General features: G+C 30.9%; 18 protein-coding genes. 14 read left to right on the top strand and 4 right to left on the bottom strand.

Translation table 11 applies throughout. The features are described from left to right. Positions 1 to 29: 29 nt before the first annotated feature. The 12 genes from sufC (at position 30) to KK2020170_RS03225 (ending at position 9,205) form a co-directional block, all read left to right on the top strand. Positions 30 to 779 carry a Fe-S cluster assembly ATPase SufC gene (sufC, locus tag KK2020170_RS03280; RefSeq protein WP_221259380.1) on the top strand — a complete coding sequence of 250 codons (750 nt, stop codon included), beginning with the start codon at positions 30 to 32 and terminating at the stop codon, positions 777 to 779. A gap of 31 nt (positions 780 to 810) precedes the next feature. Beyond that, positions 811 to 1,173 (top strand): four helix bundle protein, encoded by a 363-nt coding sequence (locus KK2020170_RS03275; protein WP_221259379.1) that lies wholly within the window; start codon positions 811 to 813, stop codon positions 1,171 to 1,173. Between the two features lie 54 nt (positions 1,174 to 1,227). After that, on the top strand, positions 1,228 to 2,544 hold the full coding sequence (sufD, locus tag KK2020170_RS03270) for a Fe-S cluster assembly protein SufD (protein WP_221259378.1): 1,317 nt from the start codon (positions 1,228 to 1,230) through the stop codon (positions 2,542 to 2,544). Between the two features lie 76 nt (positions 2,545 to 2,620). Next, positions 2,621 to 3,625: a DUF2157 domain-containing protein gene (locus tag KK2020170_RS03265; protein WP_221259377.1), complete on the top strand. Its 1,005-nt coding sequence runs from the start codon at positions 2,621 to 2,623 to the stop codon at positions 3,623 to 3,625. Beyond that, positions 3,609 to 4,766 (top strand): hypothetical protein, encoded by a 1,158-nt coding sequence (locus KK2020170_RS03260; protein ID WP_221259376.1) that lies wholly within the window; start codon positions 3,609 to 3,611, stop codon positions 4,764 to 4,766. Before KK2020170_RS03265 ends, KK2020170_RS03260 begins: the two co-directional genes overlap by 17 nt. Before the next feature lie 50 nt (positions 4,767 to 4,816). Next, entirely contained in the window at positions 4,817 to 5,281 is a 465-nt protein-coding gene (locus KK2020170_RS03255) for a hypothetical protein (RefSeq protein ID WP_221259375.1), read from the top strand. A gap of 52 nt (positions 5,282 to 5,333) precedes the next feature. Next, a complete protein-coding gene (locus KK2020170_RS03250) occupies positions 5,334 to 6,548 on the top strand; it encodes an aminotransferase class V-fold PLP-dependent enzyme (protein ID WP_305070124.1) in 1,215 nt (404 codons plus the stop codon). 12 nt (positions 6,549 to 6,560) lie between these two features. Further along, on the top strand, positions 6,561 to 7,037 hold the full coding sequence (locus tag KK2020170_RS03245; protein ID WP_221259374.1) for a hypothetical protein: 477 nt from the start codon (positions 6,561 to 6,563) through the stop codon (positions 7,035 to 7,037). Then, on the top strand, positions 7,034 to 7,453 hold the full coding sequence (locus KK2020170_RS03240; RefSeq protein WP_221259373.1) for a SufE family protein: 420 nt from the start codon (positions 7,034 to 7,036) through the stop codon (positions 7,451 to 7,453). The genes KK2020170_RS03245 and KK2020170_RS03240 overlap by 4 nt, the downstream gene beginning before the upstream one ends. A 4-nt stretch (positions 7,454 to 7,457) precedes the next feature. Beyond that, the gene (locus KK2020170_RS03235) at positions 7,458 to 7,781 is read left to right on the top strand and encodes an SUF system Fe-S cluster assembly protein (protein ID WP_221259372.1); all 324 of its coding nucleotides are present in this window, start codon (positions 7,458 to 7,460) and stop codon (positions 7,779 to 7,781) included. A gap of 2 nt (positions 7,782 to 7,783) precedes the next feature. After that, positions 7,784 to 8,287: a DUF2480 family protein gene (locus KK2020170_RS03230; RefSeq protein ID WP_221259371.1), complete on the top strand. Its 504-nt coding sequence runs from the start codon at positions 7,784 to 7,786 to the stop codon at positions 8,285 to 8,287. Between the two features lie 75 nt (positions 8,288 to 8,362). After that, positions 8,363 to 9,205, top strand: a complete 843-nt coding sequence (locus tag KK2020170_RS03225) for a DUF3078 domain-containing protein (protein ID WP_221259370.1) — start codon at positions 8,363 to 8,365, stop codon at positions 9,203 to 9,205. A 48-nt stretch (positions 9,206 to 9,253) separates the two neighbouring features. On the opposite strand, the gene hflX is transcribed toward KK2020170_RS03225, so the two are convergent. The 4 genes from hflX to KK2020170_RS03205 all read right to left on the bottom strand — a co-directional run bounded on the left by hflX (position 9,254) and on the right by KK2020170_RS03205 (position 15,383). Continuing rightward, complete coding sequence (gene hflX / locus KK2020170_RS03220) at positions 9,254 to 10,483, bottom strand: GTPase HflX (RefSeq protein WP_221259369.1); 1,230 nt, start codon at positions 10,481 to 10,483, stop codon at positions 9,254 to 9,256. 89 nt (positions 10,484 to 10,572) lie between these two features. Continuing rightward, positions 10,573 to 11,943 (bottom strand): DUF5689 domain-containing protein, encoded by a 1,371-nt coding sequence (locus KK2020170_RS03215; protein WP_221259368.1) that lies wholly within the window; start codon positions 11,941 to 11,943, stop codon positions 10,573 to 10,575. Positions 11,944 to 11,946: 3 nt separating this feature from the next. Then, entirely contained in the window at positions 11,947 to 12,585 is a 639-nt protein-coding gene (locus KK2020170_RS03210; protein WP_221259367.1) for a choice-of-anchor J domain-containing protein, read from the bottom strand. 11 nt (positions 12,586 to 12,596) lie between these two features. Then, a complete protein-coding gene (locus KK2020170_RS03205; RefSeq protein ID WP_221259366.1) occupies positions 12,597 to 15,383 on the bottom strand; it encodes a carboxypeptidase-like regulatory domain-containing protein in 2,787 nt (928 codons plus the stop codon). 139 nt (positions 15,384 to 15,522) lie between these two features. Between KK2020170_RS03205 and KK2020170_RS03200 the strand changes: the two genes are divergently transcribed. Beyond that, a complete protein-coding gene (locus tag KK2020170_RS03200) occupies positions 15,523 to 16,641 on the top strand; it encodes an endonuclease/exonuclease/phosphatase family protein (protein WP_221259365.1) in 1,119 nt (372 codons plus the stop codon). Between the two features lie 84 nt (positions 16,642 to 16,725). Then, positions 16,726 to 17,259, top strand: a complete 534-nt coding sequence (locus KK2020170_RS03195) for a 3-hydroxyanthranilate 3,4-dioxygenase (RefSeq protein WP_221259364.1) — start codon at positions 16,726 to 16,728, stop codon at positions 17,257 to 17,259. Positions 17,260 to 17,264: the final 5 nt, after the last annotated feature.

The following is a 17,264-nucleotide window of genomic DNA, read 5'->3' as shown; positions in this document are numbered from 1 at the left end:
ATAAAGAAGAATAAAAACACATTTAAACAATGTTAACAATAAAAAATTTACACGCTTCTGTAGAAGATAAAGAAATTTTAAAAGGATTAAGTTTAGAAATTAAAGCGGGTGAAGTACATGCTATCATGGGGCCAAATGGTGCTGGAAAAAGCACATTAGCTTCAATTATCGCTGGAAATGAAAATTACGAAGTAACTGAAGGAGAAATCATCCTTGACGGTGAAGATATTGCTGAATTAGCTCCTGAAGAAAGAGCTCACGCTGGTGTTTTTCTTTCATTTCAATATCCTGTTGAAATCCCAGGAGTTTCGGTTACTAATTTCATTAAAACGGCTATCAACGAAAGTCGTAAAGCAAAAGGACAAGAAGAAATGCCTGCTAACGAGATGTTGAAGAAAATTCGTGAAAAGTCTGAATTATTAGAAATGGATAAGAAGTTCTTATCTCGTTCTTTAAACGAAGGATTTTCTGGTGGCGAAAAGAAACGTAACGAGATTTTCCAAATGGCAATGTTAGAACCAAAAGTTGCTATTCTTGACGAAACTGATTCTGGTTTAGATATTGATGCTTTACGTATTGTTGCAAACGGAGTTAACAAATTAAAATCCGCTGATAACGCTGTAGTTGTAATTACGCACTACCAACGTTTATTAGATTATATTGTGCCTGATTTCGTTCACGTTTTAATGGATGGAAAAATTGTTAAATCGGGAGGAAAAGAACTTGCTCTTGAATTAGAAGAAAAAGGATACGATTGGATAAAAAACGAGTTAGTCTAAAGTCAAATGTCTAAAGTTTGAAAGTAGAAGAATGAGTAGTTTTAAATCTTTCGAAGAAATTTTATCTTGGCAAAAAGCAAGAGAATTCAATAAAAGCATTTATTTAATTACCAACAAAGAAACTTTTAAAAAAGATATTGATTTAACAAGACAAATAAGAAGAGCTTCAATTTCAATTTCTTCAAATATAGCTGAAGGATTTGAAAGAAACACAGATAAAGAGTTTATTCATTTTTTGCACATTGCAAAAGCATCAGCTGGAGAAGTTCGTTCACAATTATATATTGCATTTGATTTAGAATATTTATCTCAAAAAGAATTTGAAAATTTACTTTCATCAATTACAGAGATTTCTAAATTAATTAGTGGATTTATAAAATATTTACAAAAATAAACGTCGAAACATGATTGTCTTTTTGACTTTCGACTTTCGACTTTCGACTGAAATATGGATTTAAAAGATAAATTACTTTCGTCTTACATGGCATTTGAGGAAAAGATTGATGAAAACTCAAACTTGCATGAATTACGAAATCAAGCTATAAAAAACTTTGAAAGTAAAGGTTTCCCTTCAAAAAAAGAGGAAGCTTGGAAATATACTTCCTTAAATGCGGTTTTAAAGAATGATTTTTCGGTTTTTCCTAAGACTGAAAATGCAATTGAATTTAAAGATGTAAAAAAATACTTTTTACATGATGTCGATACTTATAAATTAGTGTTTATCGATGGAAAATTCAGTTCGTTTTTATCGCAAACTACACATGATGGTATTGACGTTTGTTTAATGTCTTCGGTTTTAAATAAGCCAAAATACAAATTGGTATTAGACACTTATTTTAACCAAGTAGCAAGTAAAGAAGAATCATTAACTACGTTAAATACAGCTTTTGCAAAAGAAGGAGCATTTGTAAATATTCCTAAAGGTAAAGTTGCAGACAAACCGATTGAAATTATTCACTTTTCTACTGGAAATGAATCGGCTATTATGCTGCAGCCAAGAAGTTTGATTGTTGTGGGTGAAAATGCACACGTACAAATTATTGAGCGTCATCAAAGTTTGAATGAAAATCCAGTTTTAACAAATAGTGTTACCGAAATTTTTGCTCAAAAAAGAGCAATTTGCGATTATTATAAAATTCAAAACGATGTGCAATCGGCAAACTTAATCGACAATACATATATTGCTCAAAAGCAAGAAAGTAGAGTAGCGGTACACACGTTTTCATTTGGAGGAAATATTACACGTAATAATTTGAATTTTTATCATCAAGGTGAACGTATCGATTCTACTTTGAAAGGAATTACAATCATTGGCGATAAACAACACGTAGATCATTATACATTAGTGCATCACGCGCAGCCAAATTGTGAAAGCCACCAAAATTACAAAGGAATTTATGGCGATAGTGCAACTGGAGTTTTCAATGGGAAAATATTTGTAGAAAAAGAAGCACAAAAAACAGATGCATTCCAACAAAACAATAACATTTTAGTAAGCGAAAAAGCGACCATTAATGCAAAACCACAATTAGAAATCTTTGCAGATGATGTAAAATGTTCGCATGGTTGTACGATTGGTCAGTTAGATGAAAGTGCTATGTTTTATATGCAACAACGTGGAATTCCGAAAAAAGAAGCACGAGCATTGTTAATGTATGCCTTTACAGATGAGGTTATGGAAAGCGTTAAAATTCCTGAATTAAAACAACGAATTACAAAGATAATCGCCAACAAACTTGGTGTTAATTTAGGATTTGATTTATAATAAAAAAACCGCTATTTAAGCGGTTTTTTTATGTTGATAAATTATAATTTACTTACCTTTAGTTAAACTTTAATTCATGGGGAAATCGAATTTTTCAGAGATTTTGCTTCAAAAATTATATCAAAAAGAATTTTTGAATTACAATAACCTAGAAGAAATTGCTGAATATCAAAAGAAAGGCATTTTTTCGTTACGTAGTGAATTACTTCTAGTAATTTATTTTTCAGTAATTGTATTTACTTCTGGAATAGGCATTATCATTTATAATAATATCGATTCAATTGGGCATTTAGCTATAATTTCAGCGAATTTTCTATTAATGATTGCTTGTTTTTATTTTAGTTTTAAAAAGGCGAAAGGTTATTCTAATGAAGAAGTTTTATTCGATAATCCATTGTATGATTATTTAGTCTTAACAGGTAGTTTACTGGCTTGTATCTTTTTAGGATATATTAATTTTCAATACCACATTTTTGATGAATCGTATGCTTATGTTTCGTTGATATCGGCATTGTTTTGTTTTTTTGTAGCCTATTATTTCGACAATAGAATTGTACTTTCTATAGCAATTACCAGTTTAGCAACTTTTATTGGAATAACAATAACTCCAAAAACAGTATTTGAAAATGAGGTTTATTCTAATATGCAATTGACTTATTCAGGATTGGTTTTAGGAATTGGTTTGCTGGTATGGATGGAATATACTTTTAAAAATAAAATAAAAGCTCACTTCCATTTTGTGTTTGCCACATTCGCTTTGCATTTATTGGGCGTTTGTGTTTTATCGGGATTACTTTCACAGCATTGGTTCTTTTTTATTCCCATTTTAATAGGTTTTGCTTATTATTTCTATAGGTTTAGTTATAAAGCTATGGCAACTTCAATTTTTGCTTTTATGCTGTTGTATAGTTATTTTGGGTTTAATGTTTTAATGGGAAAAGTAATAGAATTATTAAGAATAATAGATACTTTTCTACAACTCTTAATTGTGTTATCTCCCTTTTATGTAATAGCAAGTATCTATTTATTCATTCGTTTAGTTAAACAATTTAATTCTGAAAAAAATGCAAGCACACGATAAAATAGATATTGAGAATTATTTCTTGGCTGAAGAAGCTAAAAATCTCTACAAAAAGAAGTTTTTGAGCAAAGAACAATTAAGTGCTATAAGTTCTCAATTGGTGCAATTGAAATGTAACGCTAATATTTTTTTCCGAATTGGATTTTTCCTTTTAGGAAATTTTTTATTCTCTACTGTAGTAAGTGCTATAGCTGTTATTTTAATGCAAATTATTACGCACGATTATCAAATCATTTTCTTTTTGTACGCAATTGTCGCATATATCGGAACAGAGGTTTTGGTTAAAATGAAATTTTTCCGACACGGATTAGATGATGCTTTTATCCTTACTTCTCAAGTTTCTTTTTTTATAGGAATAGGAATCCTCACAGAATCAGTTTTTCCCGTTTTCCTTGCTATGTTTGTTTTAGGAATTTATTTCGCAGTTCGATTTATACATACAATATCGGCTTTAATCGCATATTCAGGCTTAGTTGCTTTTTTATTTAATAGTATTGTTGAACACAATTTTTTATCTAAAGTATATTTACCGTTTATTGGATTACTCTTGGCAATTTTAGTTTATTTTTTAGTCGTTAACATGGCTAAAAATCAAAACTTATATCCTTATTTTAAAACTTTTGAAACGCTTAAAATTGTAAGTTTACTTTTAGGCTATCTATCAATGAACTATTATGTGGTTAGAGAGTTGTCAGAATCTTTAATGGAAATAACAGTTACCAAAGATTCAGATATTCCGTTTGCTGTAGTTTTTTATGTTTTCACCTTCTTGATTCCTTTGTTTTATTTGTTCTTAGGAATAAAATGGAAAGATAAATTGGTTTTGTATACAGGGGTTTTGACGTTAATTATTGGATTTTCATCCATTCGATATTATTATCATTTTTTCCCTATTGAATTTGTAATGGTTGTGAGTGGTATTTTACTTTTTGGAATGGCATATTTAATAATTCAGAAATTAAAATGCAGAGCAGAAGGGGTTACTTTTCAACCTGATAGAGATGCTGATAATTCCATATTTTTCAATGCACAAGCAGTGATGGCCTTAGCAAATGCAACAACACCAGCCCCTACTCAAAGTAGTGCAATGGAATTTGGAGGAGGAGGCTTTAGTGGCGGTGGAGCAGGAGAAAAGTTTTAAATTCCAACCTTTTTACAAAAAATGTACTCTATATATAGAAACACGCATATATGAAATTTTATGTAAAACTTATTTTTTGTCTTTTCTTAATTTCAGCTTATGGTCAAGAAAAAATCTGTCAAACCAAAAAGGAAAATCTTGAATGGATAAATCATTTGAAAAGTAAGAAAGTTCTTCAAGATCAATTATATTTAATTAAAAGAAAAATTTATTCAGACACTCTTTTTTGTAGAGACCCAAAAAGGATTTTTTTACATAATAAACGTGGCGACAGTATGATATGTAAGTCAATTATTGTTATTGAAAGCAAGGAAAAGCATTATAACTTAGACTTACAAGAAAGACCTTATCTTTTATCCTATATCAATAAATTGAATAATAAAAACATATATAAAGTTGTAATTTTAAATGATTTTGATAGTGCAGTATATTATGGTAATAAAGGATTATGCGGGGTTGTAATATTAAAAGCGACTGAAAAATTTGGACGAAAAATAGAAAAGGAATATAAGTGATTTTAACCTTTATTTATTCTTATTATAAACAATCAAGTTGTAAATTTGCAACATGATTGATATTCAAAAAATAAGAGCTGATTTCCCAATTCTTAACCAAAAAGTAAATGGAAAGCAGCTTGTATATTTCGATAACGGAGCTACAGCACAAAAGCCTCAAGTGGTTATTGATGCTATTTCAAGATATTACAGTGAGATAAACTCAAATATTCACCGTGGCGTTCACACGTTGAGTCAATTAGCAACAGATGCATATGAAGCATCTCGTAATACCATTCAAAAACATATTAACGCCAAACACAATCACGAAGTTATTTTTACTTCAGGTACAACTTTTGGGATTAATTTAGTAGCTAATGGATTCACTGCTTTATTAAACGAAGGTGATGAGGTTATGGTTTCAAATTTAGAACATCATAGCAATATTGTGCCTTGGCAGTTTTTATGCGAAAAGACTGGAGCAAAATTGGTTGTGATTCCAATGAATGAAAAAGGGGAGTTGGTGATGGCTGAATTTGACCGATTACTTTCTAGCAAAACGAAAATAGTTGCGGTCAATCATATTTCGAATGCATTAGGAACTATTAATCCAATTAAAGAGATTATTGAAAAAGCACATGGAGTAGGAGCAGCAGTTTTAATAGATGGAGCACAAGCAACGCCGCATTTAAAGCCAGATGTTCAAGTACTAGATTGCGATTTTTATGTGTTTTCTGGACATAAAGTTTGCGGACCAACAGGTGTTGGAATTTTATATGGTAAAGAAGAATGGTTACATAAATTACCTCCTTATCAAGGTGGAGGCGAAATGATTGCTGAGGTTACTTTTGAAAAAACAACCTATGCCGATTTACCACATAAATTTGAAGCCGGAACACCAAATATTGTTGGAGGAATTGTATTAGGAACTGCAATTGATTATTTGAATGAAATCGGCTTCGATAATATAGCCGCTTATGAGCAAGAATTACTTGATTATGCTACCGAAAAATTGTTACAAATTGAAGGATTACGCATTTATGGGACAAGTGAAAACAAAGCTTCTGTAATTTCTTTTAATATAGAAGGAATTCATCCGTACGACATTGGCACGATTATAGATAAATTAGGTATAGCAGTGCGAACAGGTCACCACTGCGCACAACCTATTATGCAATATTTCAATATTCCAGGAACTATAAGAGCAAGCTTTGCTTTTTACAATACCAAAGAAGAAATTGATATATTTGTAGAAGCGGTTAAAAAAGCTCAAATGATGTTAACCTAAAATCGGAAGATTATGAAAACTTTATTTTATACATTTATAGGAATAGTTGCTTTAGTAAGTTGTAATTGTCAAAAAGTTACAACAGAAAAGTCAAATTTAGTTACAACGGAAACAATGAAACAAAGTCAAGAAGCGCCCGTTTTAGAGTACGAAGAGATGTCGCGTGGTATATATAGAAAAATTGTAATTGAAAAAAACAGAGCTGTTTTAACAGCTGGTAGAGATTCTAAACCTATAGCCTTTGATATTTCTGAAGAAGATTTTGAAATTTTAGCTAAATTATATGCTGCAGTTAATAAAGAAGGTTTAAAAGACTTAAAAGATCCTACTCAAAAACGTTTTTATGATGGTGCTCCAATAGCTCATTTTAAAATTGTTGAGGGAGATAAAGAATACCAAACAGTTGATTTTGATGGAGGATTTCCACCAGCTGAAATTAAAGAAATTGTAGAAAAAGTAATTGAAGTTACTCAGAAAGAAGTAAAATGAGAATAGAAGAAATTCAAGAAGAAATTGTAGATGAATTTTCAATGTTCGACGATTGGATGCAGCGCTACGAATACATTATCGAGCTGGGGAAATCTCTACCTTTAATTGACGAAAAATACAAAACAGAAGAAAACATAATCAAAGGTTGCCAATCTAAAGTTTGGGTGCATGCAGAAGAAAAAGATGGAAATGTTGTTTTTACAGCTGATAGTGACGCTATACTAACAAAAGGGATTATCGCAATTTTAATTCGTACTTTTTCGAATCATTCACCAAAAGAAATTTTAGAAGCAAATACTGATTTTATTGATGAAATTGGATTAAAAGAGCATTTGTCGCCAACTCGTGCAAATGGATTGGTTTCAATGATTAAGCAAATTAAAATGTATGCCTTAGCATTTCAAGCTAAAAATTAAGAAAATGGAAGATTATAACGATACAATAAATTTAGGTGAAAACGTAGTAAAGGTTTTAAAAGGAATTTTTGATCCTGAAATACCTGTAGACATCTATGAATTAGGTTTAATATATGACGTAATGATTAATGAAGATAATGATGTAAAAATCCTAATGACATTAACATCACCAAATTGTCCTGTGGCTGAAACATTGCCTCAAGAAGTGGAAGAGAAAATAAAATCTATAGATGAGGTAAAATCTTGTGAAGTTGAAATTACATTCGATCCACCTTGGAGTAAAGATTTAATGAGTGAAGAAGCTAAATTAGAGCTAGGAATGCTTTAATTATGGATGAAATTATTAATAAAGTAGCACAAAGTTCTCTGGAAGTTTTCGATTTAGAAGATTACTTTCCAGATGAACATGTAGTTCAATTAGATATTTCACAATGGTTGTTTGAAGGATTTTTATTAAAAGAGAAAGATTTTAGAGAACAGCTAAAGAATTTTGATTGGACAATTTATAAAGATAAATATGTTGGTATATACTGTTCTACCGAAGCGGTTTTGCCTGCTTGGGCATTTTCTTTAGTTGCGGTATATTTAAACCCTGTAGCCTTAAAAGTTATTAATGGAAATTTAGAAGCGATAACTATTGTTTGGTATGAAGATATACTTTCAAAAGTAGATTATTCAACTTATAAAGATAAACCAGTTATTTTGAAGGGTTGTTCAAAAAAGCAAGTTCCGCAAGAAGTTTATACATTAGCCATACAAAAATTAATGCCTCATGCTAAAAGTATAATGTTTGGTGAAGCTTGTTCCGCAGTTCCATTGTATAAAAGGAAATAATTTTCTTAGAGTTTTTATTTTAAAGTGGAATTATAACTAAGTTCTTTATCTTTGTTAAAATTTAATTTAATAAAGATGAAAAGAATTTTACTAGTATTAAGTTTTGTTACTTTAAGTGCTTTCGCTCAAGAGCAAGTGGTAGACTCTACAAGTCACTGGACAAAAAAAGGAACATTTACAGTTTTAGCAAACCAATCTTCTTTCAACAATTGGTTAGCGGGTGGGCAAAATAACTTTGCAGGAAATGCAGGTATAAACTACGATTTTAATTATAAGAATGGCGATTGGAATTGGGATAACAAATTAATTGCCGCTTATGGTTTAACTAAGATTAAGGGAGCAGATACTCAAAAAACTGATGATAGAATCGAATTTAACTCATTATTAGGTAAAAAAGCATCAGGAAATTGGTTTTACTCTGCTTTTTTCAACTTTAAAACCCAAATGGATTCTGGTTTTGATCCCGAAACACAAACAGTTAAAATTTCTCATTTCTTTTCCCCAGCATATTTTCAATTTGGACCTGGGATGTTATGGAAAAAAAGTGATAATTTAAAAGTCAATATTGCACCAGCAACTTCAAAATTAATTATAGTTCACGATCACTTTACAGAATTTGGCCCTTCCTTTGGTGTAGATCAAGGAGATACCTCTCGATATGAACTTGGTTTTGCTTTAAATGGTTACTATAAATTTAATGTAATGGAAAATGTTTCTGTTGAGAATATTTTAAATTTATATTCTAATTACTCAGAAGACCCACAAAATGTTGATTTAGATTATCAATTGAACATCGTTATGAAAATCAATAAATATTTATCTACAAATTTTGCATTCCAAACAATTTACGACGATAACGCATTTAGAGGCTTTCAAACACGTCAAGTTATTGGAGTTGGATTTAACGCCACTTTTTAATACAACTTTTATAGAAATCAAAAAAACGCCTCAATTTGAGGCGTTTTTTTATTCGTTATCTTGAGCTTCTTTGTATTCTGGATATAAAAAGTTATTATATGGGAAACGAGTAATATGAATTTCTCGAACAGCTTCATAAACTTTCTCTCTAAATTCTTCAAAGTTTAGCTTGTCTGTTGCTGAAATAAATAATGCATTATTTTCACCCATTTTACTCATCCAAGTTTCTTTCCATTCGTCAAGTGTAAAATGTTTAGACGTTTTTTCAACTGACAAATCATTTTCATCAAAATAAACCGGTTGATAAGCATCAATTTTATTAAAAACCATTATTGTAGGTTTATCATCACTTTTAATTTCTTTTAAAATATCATTTACAGAAGAAATATGATCTTCAAAATCAGGATGAGATATATCAACCACGTGAAGTAACAAATCAGCTTCACGGACTTCATCTAATGTACTTTTAAATGATTCAACAAGTTGGGTAGGTAATTTTCTAATAAAACCTACTGTATCACTTAATAAAAAAGGAAGGTTTTTAATAACCACTTTTCGGACTGTAGTATCAAGAGTAGCAAATAGTTTATTTTCAACAAAGACTTCACTTTTACCTATTGCATTCATTAATGTTGATTTTCCAACATTAGTATAACCAACTAAAGCCACACGAACTAAAGCACCACGATTGCTTCGTTGAATTGCCATTTGCTTATCAATAGTCTTGATTTTATCCTTTAACAAGGCAATTCTATCTCTTACTATACGTCTATCAGTCTCAATTTCCGTTTCACCAGGACCACGCATACCAATTCCACCTCTTTGGCGTTCTAAGTGTGTCCACATTCCTGTTAATCGTGGTAATAAATATTGATATTGTGCTAGTTCAACTTGAGTTCTTGCATAAGAGGTTTGAGCGCGTTGCGCAAAAATGTCTAAAATAAGGTTGGTTCTGTCTAGTACTTTACAATCTTCACCAAGCTCTCTATTGATATTTTTTTGTTGTGAAGGAGATAATTCATCATCGAAAATTACGGTTGTAATATCATTATCCTTAACGTAATATTTAATTTCGTCAAGTTTTCCTGTTCCCACAAAAGTTTTTGGATTGGGTTTGTCCATTTTTTGCCAAAACCTTTTCACAACTTCCCCTCCAGCAGTAAAAGTTAAGAACTCTAACTCGTCAAGATATTCGTTTAATTTATCTTCATCTTGATTTTGAGTTACGATACCAACAACAATTGTTTTTTCAAATACGTGATTTTCTTTTTCTAACATAGTCTTACTTTATCATTACAAAAGTACAATTATTTGAAATAAAAAAACGCCCTCAATCTGAAGGCGTTTTTTTATTTTAATTATATACATTAATTGATTAAAATATCATCAATTTGCATTGTTGTAGTAACTCCACCATTACCATTTCCAGTATATTCAAAAATAAATACACCATTTCCAGTTATTCCAGCTGGGATATTATAAACTCCACTATTTACAAAATTAGTAGAATATCCACTTGTTGGGCCAGCATCAATAGTGAAATTTGAAGTAATATCAACTAAAGTAGCTGTAGTAATTTGGGTTCCGATAACATAATCGGTTGAATAATATACCTTTAGAGGAGCACCATTGTTAAAACCAGCTTTAGTTTTAAATGAAAGAGTGCTTGCTGCAGTCATATCAACAGGTACAATAAACAAAGAACGGTTTTCTTCTGGAGTACCACCAAAAGAGGACATTTGAATATATTGATTACCACTAAATGCCCTTACTTGCCAATATCTACTACCAATAGCTGCGTCATTAATATATGCTGGGAAATTCTGAGTGTTTGTACTATAAGAAGTAAAAGGTTCATTTAGAGTACTAACATATGACACTGAACTTCCTACTAGAGGAGGGTAAAAATCGATATCCATTCTCGTATTGTTTAAATCAATATCGTTTAAAGTACGAACCATAAATTGGAAATCACTGTTATATTTGGTTAAAACACCTCTTATTTTACCACTTCCTGAAGGAATTTCATTTCCAGCAAAAGTTGCAAATTCACTTACGCGAACTATAATAGTATTTCCAAACTCATCAGTTATTTCATGATTTGTAGCACCACCAAAACTATTTAAATCCGTATCATAATATGTCATTCCTAGTGATGCATCCGTAAATTGAACATTGTCCAATTCAATTAATTTATGCATATAAGAATTATTTGCAGTAATGTCATTGATACTCATATTTGAAACCATTATATCCTCTTCATCAACCTTAGTACAACTTCTTAAGATAATATTTTCAAACTCAACACCTGAAAGTCTACCAATTTGAGTTCCTTCGTATAAATTTCCTATTTCATATGAACTCGTTTGAGAATCATATGCATAGTATAAATTTTCCATATTAATATAAACTAATCTTCCTGGCTCAAATTTTGTATATAAATTATATGAATCAACAGGAATAGTGAAACCTTGTTGCTCATCAGTTGAAACCAATGAAATTGATTTGTAAAAATTTCCTCCTTCATCACTTGAAGTAACATATGCCTCAATTACATCATTAGATATATATTGAGTAGGAGTTGATGAAGCGACAGAAGTAACGTCTTGTACATCAATTGTGCTTGTCATTGTTACACACTCTCCAGTTAAATCTGGAGTGTTGTAGTCATCGCCATTCACACATGCAGTAAGAGATGTAAGAATAGCAGTCGATAATAATAATTTTATGTTTTTCATAGCTTAATTATTTTCAAATAATTTAAAATTATCAATTTGGTATGTAGTAGTAACACCAGATGAACCACCTACGTATCTTAAAGCAATATAAACATCACCATTATAACCAGAAATATCAAGAGCCCCAGAGTTTGAAAAGTTACTTGGATATCCTGAAGTTAAATAATCAGATAATGTAACATCAAGATCTGTCCATGTTGCATTATTTACTGCTGTAATAGTTCCACTTCCATCATAGTCTGTAGATATTAAAGCAGATACCGCTTGACCATTATAATATGCAGCCTTATAACTAAATGAAAATGCTTCATTTGAAGTATTATCTAGGTTTATAGCTGGTGATATTAACCATGTATCCATGTTTGGCTCACCTGTCCCAAATGCTGAAAGTTGAGCATATTTTTCACCGTCAAACATTCTTGCTTCCCATAATTCACTTCCACTATTTAAAGAAACATTAGACCAACCAGTAAGCGATATAAATTGATTGTTTCCAGTATTTGCATCTGGGATGCTCTCAAAGTTTTCTAAAAAGAAAACTTCTCTAAGTGTTGGAATTGCATAATCATCATCTTTAACACAACTTGTTAACACAAGTGCTGAAGACATGGTAATGATTAAAGTTTTAACTATTTTTTTCATAAAGCAATTTTTTAGAAATTAATATAGAAGTTAACAAAATATGTTCTTCCATAACCATAGAAATATTTTGAACCGAATGATGGCGTTCCATTTATTTGGTCGTTTGCTAAATCAGGATAAGTTGCTTTTCTAGATTGTTCGAAACCTCCAGTAATATATTCAACATCCAATAAATTATTTATTGAAGCAAAGAATCCAAAAGTATTTCTGTTTTTCGAGCTAATTCTCCATGATTTACCACCAATTAAGTTCAATAACATAAAGCTATCAAATTTTTCTTGTCTTAATATATCTCTCACTGAAGACTCAGTTGCACCATCATAATTTACTCCTGTTGAAGGATCAATCGTGAAGTTATCTGTTCTTAAAATACTTGAAACATCCACATAACTATCTGCAAGATAATTAATATTTGCTCCTACCCACCAGAAATGTGGATCACGATATTCTAAACCAAATGAATAGGCTTGTTGTGGCATTCCTGGTTGACGATAATCTTTAATATAAACAGTTCCAAAATCACGAAGTGGATTAAGACCTGCAGCTGCTCTATTATCATCGTTAGTTATAAGTTTAGCATTATCTGAATAAATGTATTGACCATATGAAGCAGAAGCATTAACTTTAATTGTAGAAGTAATTTGATATTCTAATCCTAATTCTCCCCCTAAAGATTGTTTATCTAAACCAGTAACAATTTCACTAACAAATGAATCTTCTTCACCATCAGCATCTCCGATACTTTCAGCATAATAGAAAGAAATTTCTGAACTGTTTTGTATCTTATTAAAGAAACCTGTTAAACGAGCTTTAAATTTAGGAGCTTTAATAATATAACTTGCATCGGTAGCTATAATATTTTCGTCTGTTAAATTTGGAGTGATATTATTGTTTAATCTAGCATTAGAGAAAACATTTCTCATAATAGGTGCTTTTGTCATGTATAAACCATTAAAGTCTAACATGTGTCTTCCGTTGATTCTGTAAGTTAAACCACCTTTAAAACCAAAGTTTTCATAAGTAACTTTATCGCTCTTACCGTAAGAATTATTTGCATAAATTCCGTTTCTATATAAACCTTCTCTTTGGTATTCAGTTCTAGAGAAACTTTGTGCTAAATATGCATTAATTTTCTTGTAATTGAATTTAAATTGAGTGAAACCATCAAATACAGTAGCATATAAATTATAATTATAACCATAAGTATCTCCTTCAACAACTTGTCGATCAGGATTATTTAAATCAGATTGAGAAGTATCTCCTATGAAGAATGGATCAATGTCAGAGAAAAACTGACCACCCATTAAGTCTAGTAAGTTTTGAAAATTATGTGATTTTAGTCTTTTGAAACTAGCGCCAGCATTCATTGAAATATTATCAGACAAACTAGAATTTAATATTGAATTTGCACTCCATTGAGTATCATCAGTTCTATCTTCATATAAAACATATACACTTCTTCCAGGAGTTGAAGAATTTTGATTTGCAACATACATTGCATTCCAGTTTATTTGAGGGTTTGCTTCAAAATAAGTTAATGCGTTAGCAGCACCTACATAATCTGGAGTCCAAGTATCACCAGAAAATTGATTTAAATAGTAACTAGGTAAGTTTCTATAATATGTAGGATCAGGATTGTTTGCATTTTGGAAATCAATTCTAGAATTTCCAATTGATCCAGTTTGATAGGCAACATTAGTATTTAATGAAGTTTTTTCACTAATTTTCCAATAATGCGATAACATGTTAATTGGCTCAGCAATATCTTTATCTCTTGAATTACGTTTTTGACCATCTTGCCAACCCCAATAAGAGTTGTATTTTATACCCATAATATCGGTAACTTCTTTAGTGTTTGGAGAAGATTTACCTCTACTGTTTTCAGCATAAATTGATGTAAAGTTTAAGCTGTGCTTATCATTAAATTTCTTTTCAATTGAAGCAAAAAGTGAATTTGCACTATAATCTGTTCCTTCGAAATGACCTTCTTGTGCCCATCTTCTTGAAGCAGAAACTACAAAAGCCCATCCTTTTTTATTCAAACCAGAAGCGTGAGTAGCCATTGCTCTCCAACTGTAGTTTGTATTTGTTCCAGAGAAAGTTAAACGTGTTCCTGGTCTATAATGTGAAGCACGAGTGTTAATCTCTTGAGTACCTAAAATGCCCCCAAAAGTATAATCTGAAGGAGCAGAACCCATAGTAAATTCTTGATTACGAGTAGCATCATTTAATCCTCCCCAGTTACTCCATTGTGGTCTACCATCATATAATTTATTCATTACGATACCATTAATCATTGTAGTACCATATTGATTATCTAAACCACGAATTCTAAAACGAGCTTGTCCCCAGTTAAAGGCAGCAGCTTGTTGGTATGTATCTCTAGAAGCTTGTAATAATCCTGAAGTACTTTCAGAACCAGTATTTTCATCTCCTAAATCATTTTCTGTAATTGTTACTAAACTTAATTGTAGTTCAGAAGTAATATCTTCTTCAAGAGCAATTACACCTAAATCTAAAGTTTCTCCTTCAACAGGCTCTAGAACAAATGTTTGTGTTTTGTAACCAGTAGTAGAAATTTCTAAAACAGGTTCATTACTTGGTAAAGTTTGAAAAACAAAAGTACCATCTACACCAGATACAACAGAAACGTTTGTACTAACTAATGTAGCAACAACATTTTGTAGTGGTTTTTGTGATTTAGAATCAACTACTTTACCTTTTAGAGCAGGGTTTTGTTGTGCATGCATAATAAAGCCTAATAAGCACAAAACAGCACTAAATAAAAGTTTTTTCATAAACTAAGTTATAATTAATAATAATTTAAAGGTTAAGCGTTAAAAACTTAACAGCCCACAAATGTACAACTTTTGACATAATTTAATAACTTTGGCACCCAATTTGTTTTAAAATTGACAATAACATAACATTCTAATTATGAAATTTAAACAATTATGCCTGTTTTTGGCCACTTTTATTGCGATTAATTCAATAGCTCAACAAAAACAATTTAAGCTACACACAGTCGCTTTTTACAATTTTGAAAATTTATTTGATACTATAAAAGATCCTGTAAATTATGATGAGGAATATACTCCTTCAAGAGGTTGGACTTCAAAAAACTATAACAAAAAATTAGACAATTTAGCTAGAGTGATTTCTGAATTGGGTACTAGTGATATGCAAAAGAATCCGCCAGTTGTAATTGGTACTTGTGAAATTGAGAATAGAAGAGTGCTTGAAGATTTAGTAAATCATCCAAAATTAGCAAACTTAGGATATAGTATCATCCATTTTGATTCTCCAGATAAAAGAGGTATCGATACTGGGTTTTTATACCAATCTAAATATTTTACTCCAACAAGCTATACTAATATTCCTTTAATGATTAGTAAAGATATGTTGGACAATAAAAAGTCTAAAAAAGAGGACGATATTGATACTGACGACAAATCAATAGCTGAAGAAGGTTCAAATAGAGTTTATACGCGTGACCAATTATTAGTTACTGGTTTACTTGATGGTGAAGAAATTAGCTTTATTGTTAATCACTGGCCATCACGTTCAGGCGGAGAAAAAAGAAGTAGTCCTTATCGTGAAGCTGCAGGAAAACTAAATAGAAAAATTATTGATTCTTTATACAAGTTAAATCCTAATGCTAATATTATCACTATGGGCGACTTGAATGACGATCCAGTTAATAAAAGTGTTAAAAAAGAAGTGGGGACTGTTTCACATAAAGAAGATATTGAACCATTTGGAATGTATAATCCGATGGAAAAACTTTACAAAAATGGAGAAGGAACCCTTGGCTATCGCGATGCTTGGAATTTATTTGACCAAATAATTCTTTCTGAACCCTTGGTAAGAAAAGAGAAGTATGAGAAAAATGATTTTTCTACGTGGACATATTGGAAAGTAGGACGTTTTATTAAACCTTATTTAATCCAAAATGAAGGACAATGGAAAGGTTATCCTAAACGTAATTCAAATGGTATCCCTGGTTATAGTGATCACTTTGCAGTTTATGTGTATTTGATTAAGCAGGCAAAATAATTTAAATTAATAGAAAGGTTAGTTCGTAACAAAAATTACAACTAACCTTTTTTCTTTTTAGTAACTTTACAAAAAGTATAATTTATGGCAATTGCAAAACCTTTTAATCTGAATAAGTGGATTGAAGAAAACAAACATCTTCTTCAGCCACCCGTTGGAAATAAAAACTTATATGTAGATTCTGAGGACTACATTGTAATGATAGTTGGCGGACCTAATGCCCGAAAAGATTACCATTACAACGAGACTGAAGAACTGTTTTATCAGTTAGAGGGAGAAATTACAGTTTTTATTCAAGAAAAGGGAAAGAAAAAAGCAATGAAATTAAAGGCAGGAGATATGTATTTACACCCTGCAAAAGTTCCTCATTCGCCAGCTCGAACAGAGGGCTCTGTAGGTTTAGTAATTGAACGAAAAAGAGCAGGAAAAGGGTTTACTGATGGCTTGCTATGGTATTGCGATAATTGTAATCATAAATTGCATGAAGTTTTTTTCGAGTTGCATGATATAGAAAAAGACTTTTTGCCACACTTTAAAGATTTTTATGGTTCAGAAAAATTAAGAACCTGCGATAAATGTGGAACAATTATGGAATCAGACAAAAGATTTACAAAATAATTAAT

Origin of the sequence: Flavobacterium okayamense (genome assembly GCF_019702945.1) — a bacterium.
GTDB lineage: Bacteria > Bacteroidota > Bacteroidia > Flavobacteriales > Flavobacteriaceae > Flavobacterium > Flavobacterium okayamense.
The sequence above is the reverse complement of the archived record's forward strand: the minus strand, read 5'-3'. Positions and strand labels throughout refer to the sequence as shown.

Coding starts and splice junctions, on each gene's coding strand:
- KK2020170_RS03255 (WP_221259375.1), top strand. CDS start 4,817: ATGAAATTTTATGTAAAACTTATTTTTTGTCTTTTCTTAATTTCAGCT.
- hflX (WP_221259369.1), bottom strand. CDS start 10,483: ATGTTAGAAAAAGAAAATCACGTATTTGAAAAAACAATTGTTGTTGGT.
- KK2020170_RS03235 (WP_221259372.1), top strand. CDS start 7,458: ATGGAAGATTATAACGATACAATAAATTTAGGTGAAAACGTAGTAAAG.
- KK2020170_RS03215 (WP_221259368.1), bottom strand. CDS start 11,943: ATGAAAAACATAAAATTATTATTATCGACTGCTATTCTTACATCTCTT.
- KK2020170_RS03245 (WP_221259374.1), top strand. CDS start 6,561: ATGAAAACTTTATTTTATACATTTATAGGAATAGTTGCTTTAGTAAGT.
- KK2020170_RS03265 (WP_221259377.1), top strand. CDS start 2,621: ATGGGGAAATCGAATTTTTCAGAGATTTTGCTTCAAAAATTATATCAA.
- sufC (WP_221259380.1), top strand. CDS start 30: ATGTTAACAATAAAAAATTTACACGCTTCTGTAGAAGATAAAGAAATT.
- KK2020170_RS03240 (WP_221259373.1), top strand. CDS start 7,034: ATGAGAATAGAAGAAATTCAAGAAGAAATTGTAGATGAATTTTCAATG.
- KK2020170_RS03225 (WP_221259370.1), top strand. CDS start 8,363: ATGAAAAGAATTTTACTAGTATTAAGTTTTGTTACTTTAAGTGCTTTC.
- KK2020170_RS03205 (WP_221259366.1), bottom strand. CDS start 15,383: ATGAAAAAACTTTTATTTAGTGCTGTTTTGTGCTTATTAGGCTTTATT.
- KK2020170_RS03250 (WP_305070124.1), top strand. CDS start 5,334: ATGATTGATATTCAAAAAATAAGAGCTGATTTCCCAATTCTTAACCAA.
- KK2020170_RS03200 (WP_221259365.1), top strand. CDS start 15,523: ATGAAATTTAAACAATTATGCCTGTTTTTGGCCACTTTTATTGCGATT.
- KK2020170_RS03195 (WP_221259364.1), top strand. CDS start 16,726: ATGGCAATTGCAAAACCTTTTAATCTGAATAAGTGGATTGAAGAAAAC.
- KK2020170_RS03275 (WP_221259379.1), top strand. CDS start 811: ATGAGTAGTTTTAAATCTTTCGAAGAAATTTTATCTTGGCAAAAAGCA.
- sufD (WP_221259378.1), top strand. CDS start 1,228: ATGGATTTAAAAGATAAATTACTTTCGTCTTACATGGCATTTGAGGAA.
- KK2020170_RS03230 (WP_221259371.1), top strand. CDS start 7,784: ATGGATGAAATTATTAATAAAGTAGCACAAAGTTCTCTGGAAGTTTTC.
- KK2020170_RS03210 (WP_221259367.1), bottom strand. CDS start 12,585: ATGAAAAAAATAGTTAAAACTTTAATCATTACCATGTCTTCAGCACTT.
- KK2020170_RS03260 (WP_221259376.1), top strand. CDS start 3,609: ATGCAAGCACACGATAAAATAGATATTGAGAATTATTTCTTGGCTGAA.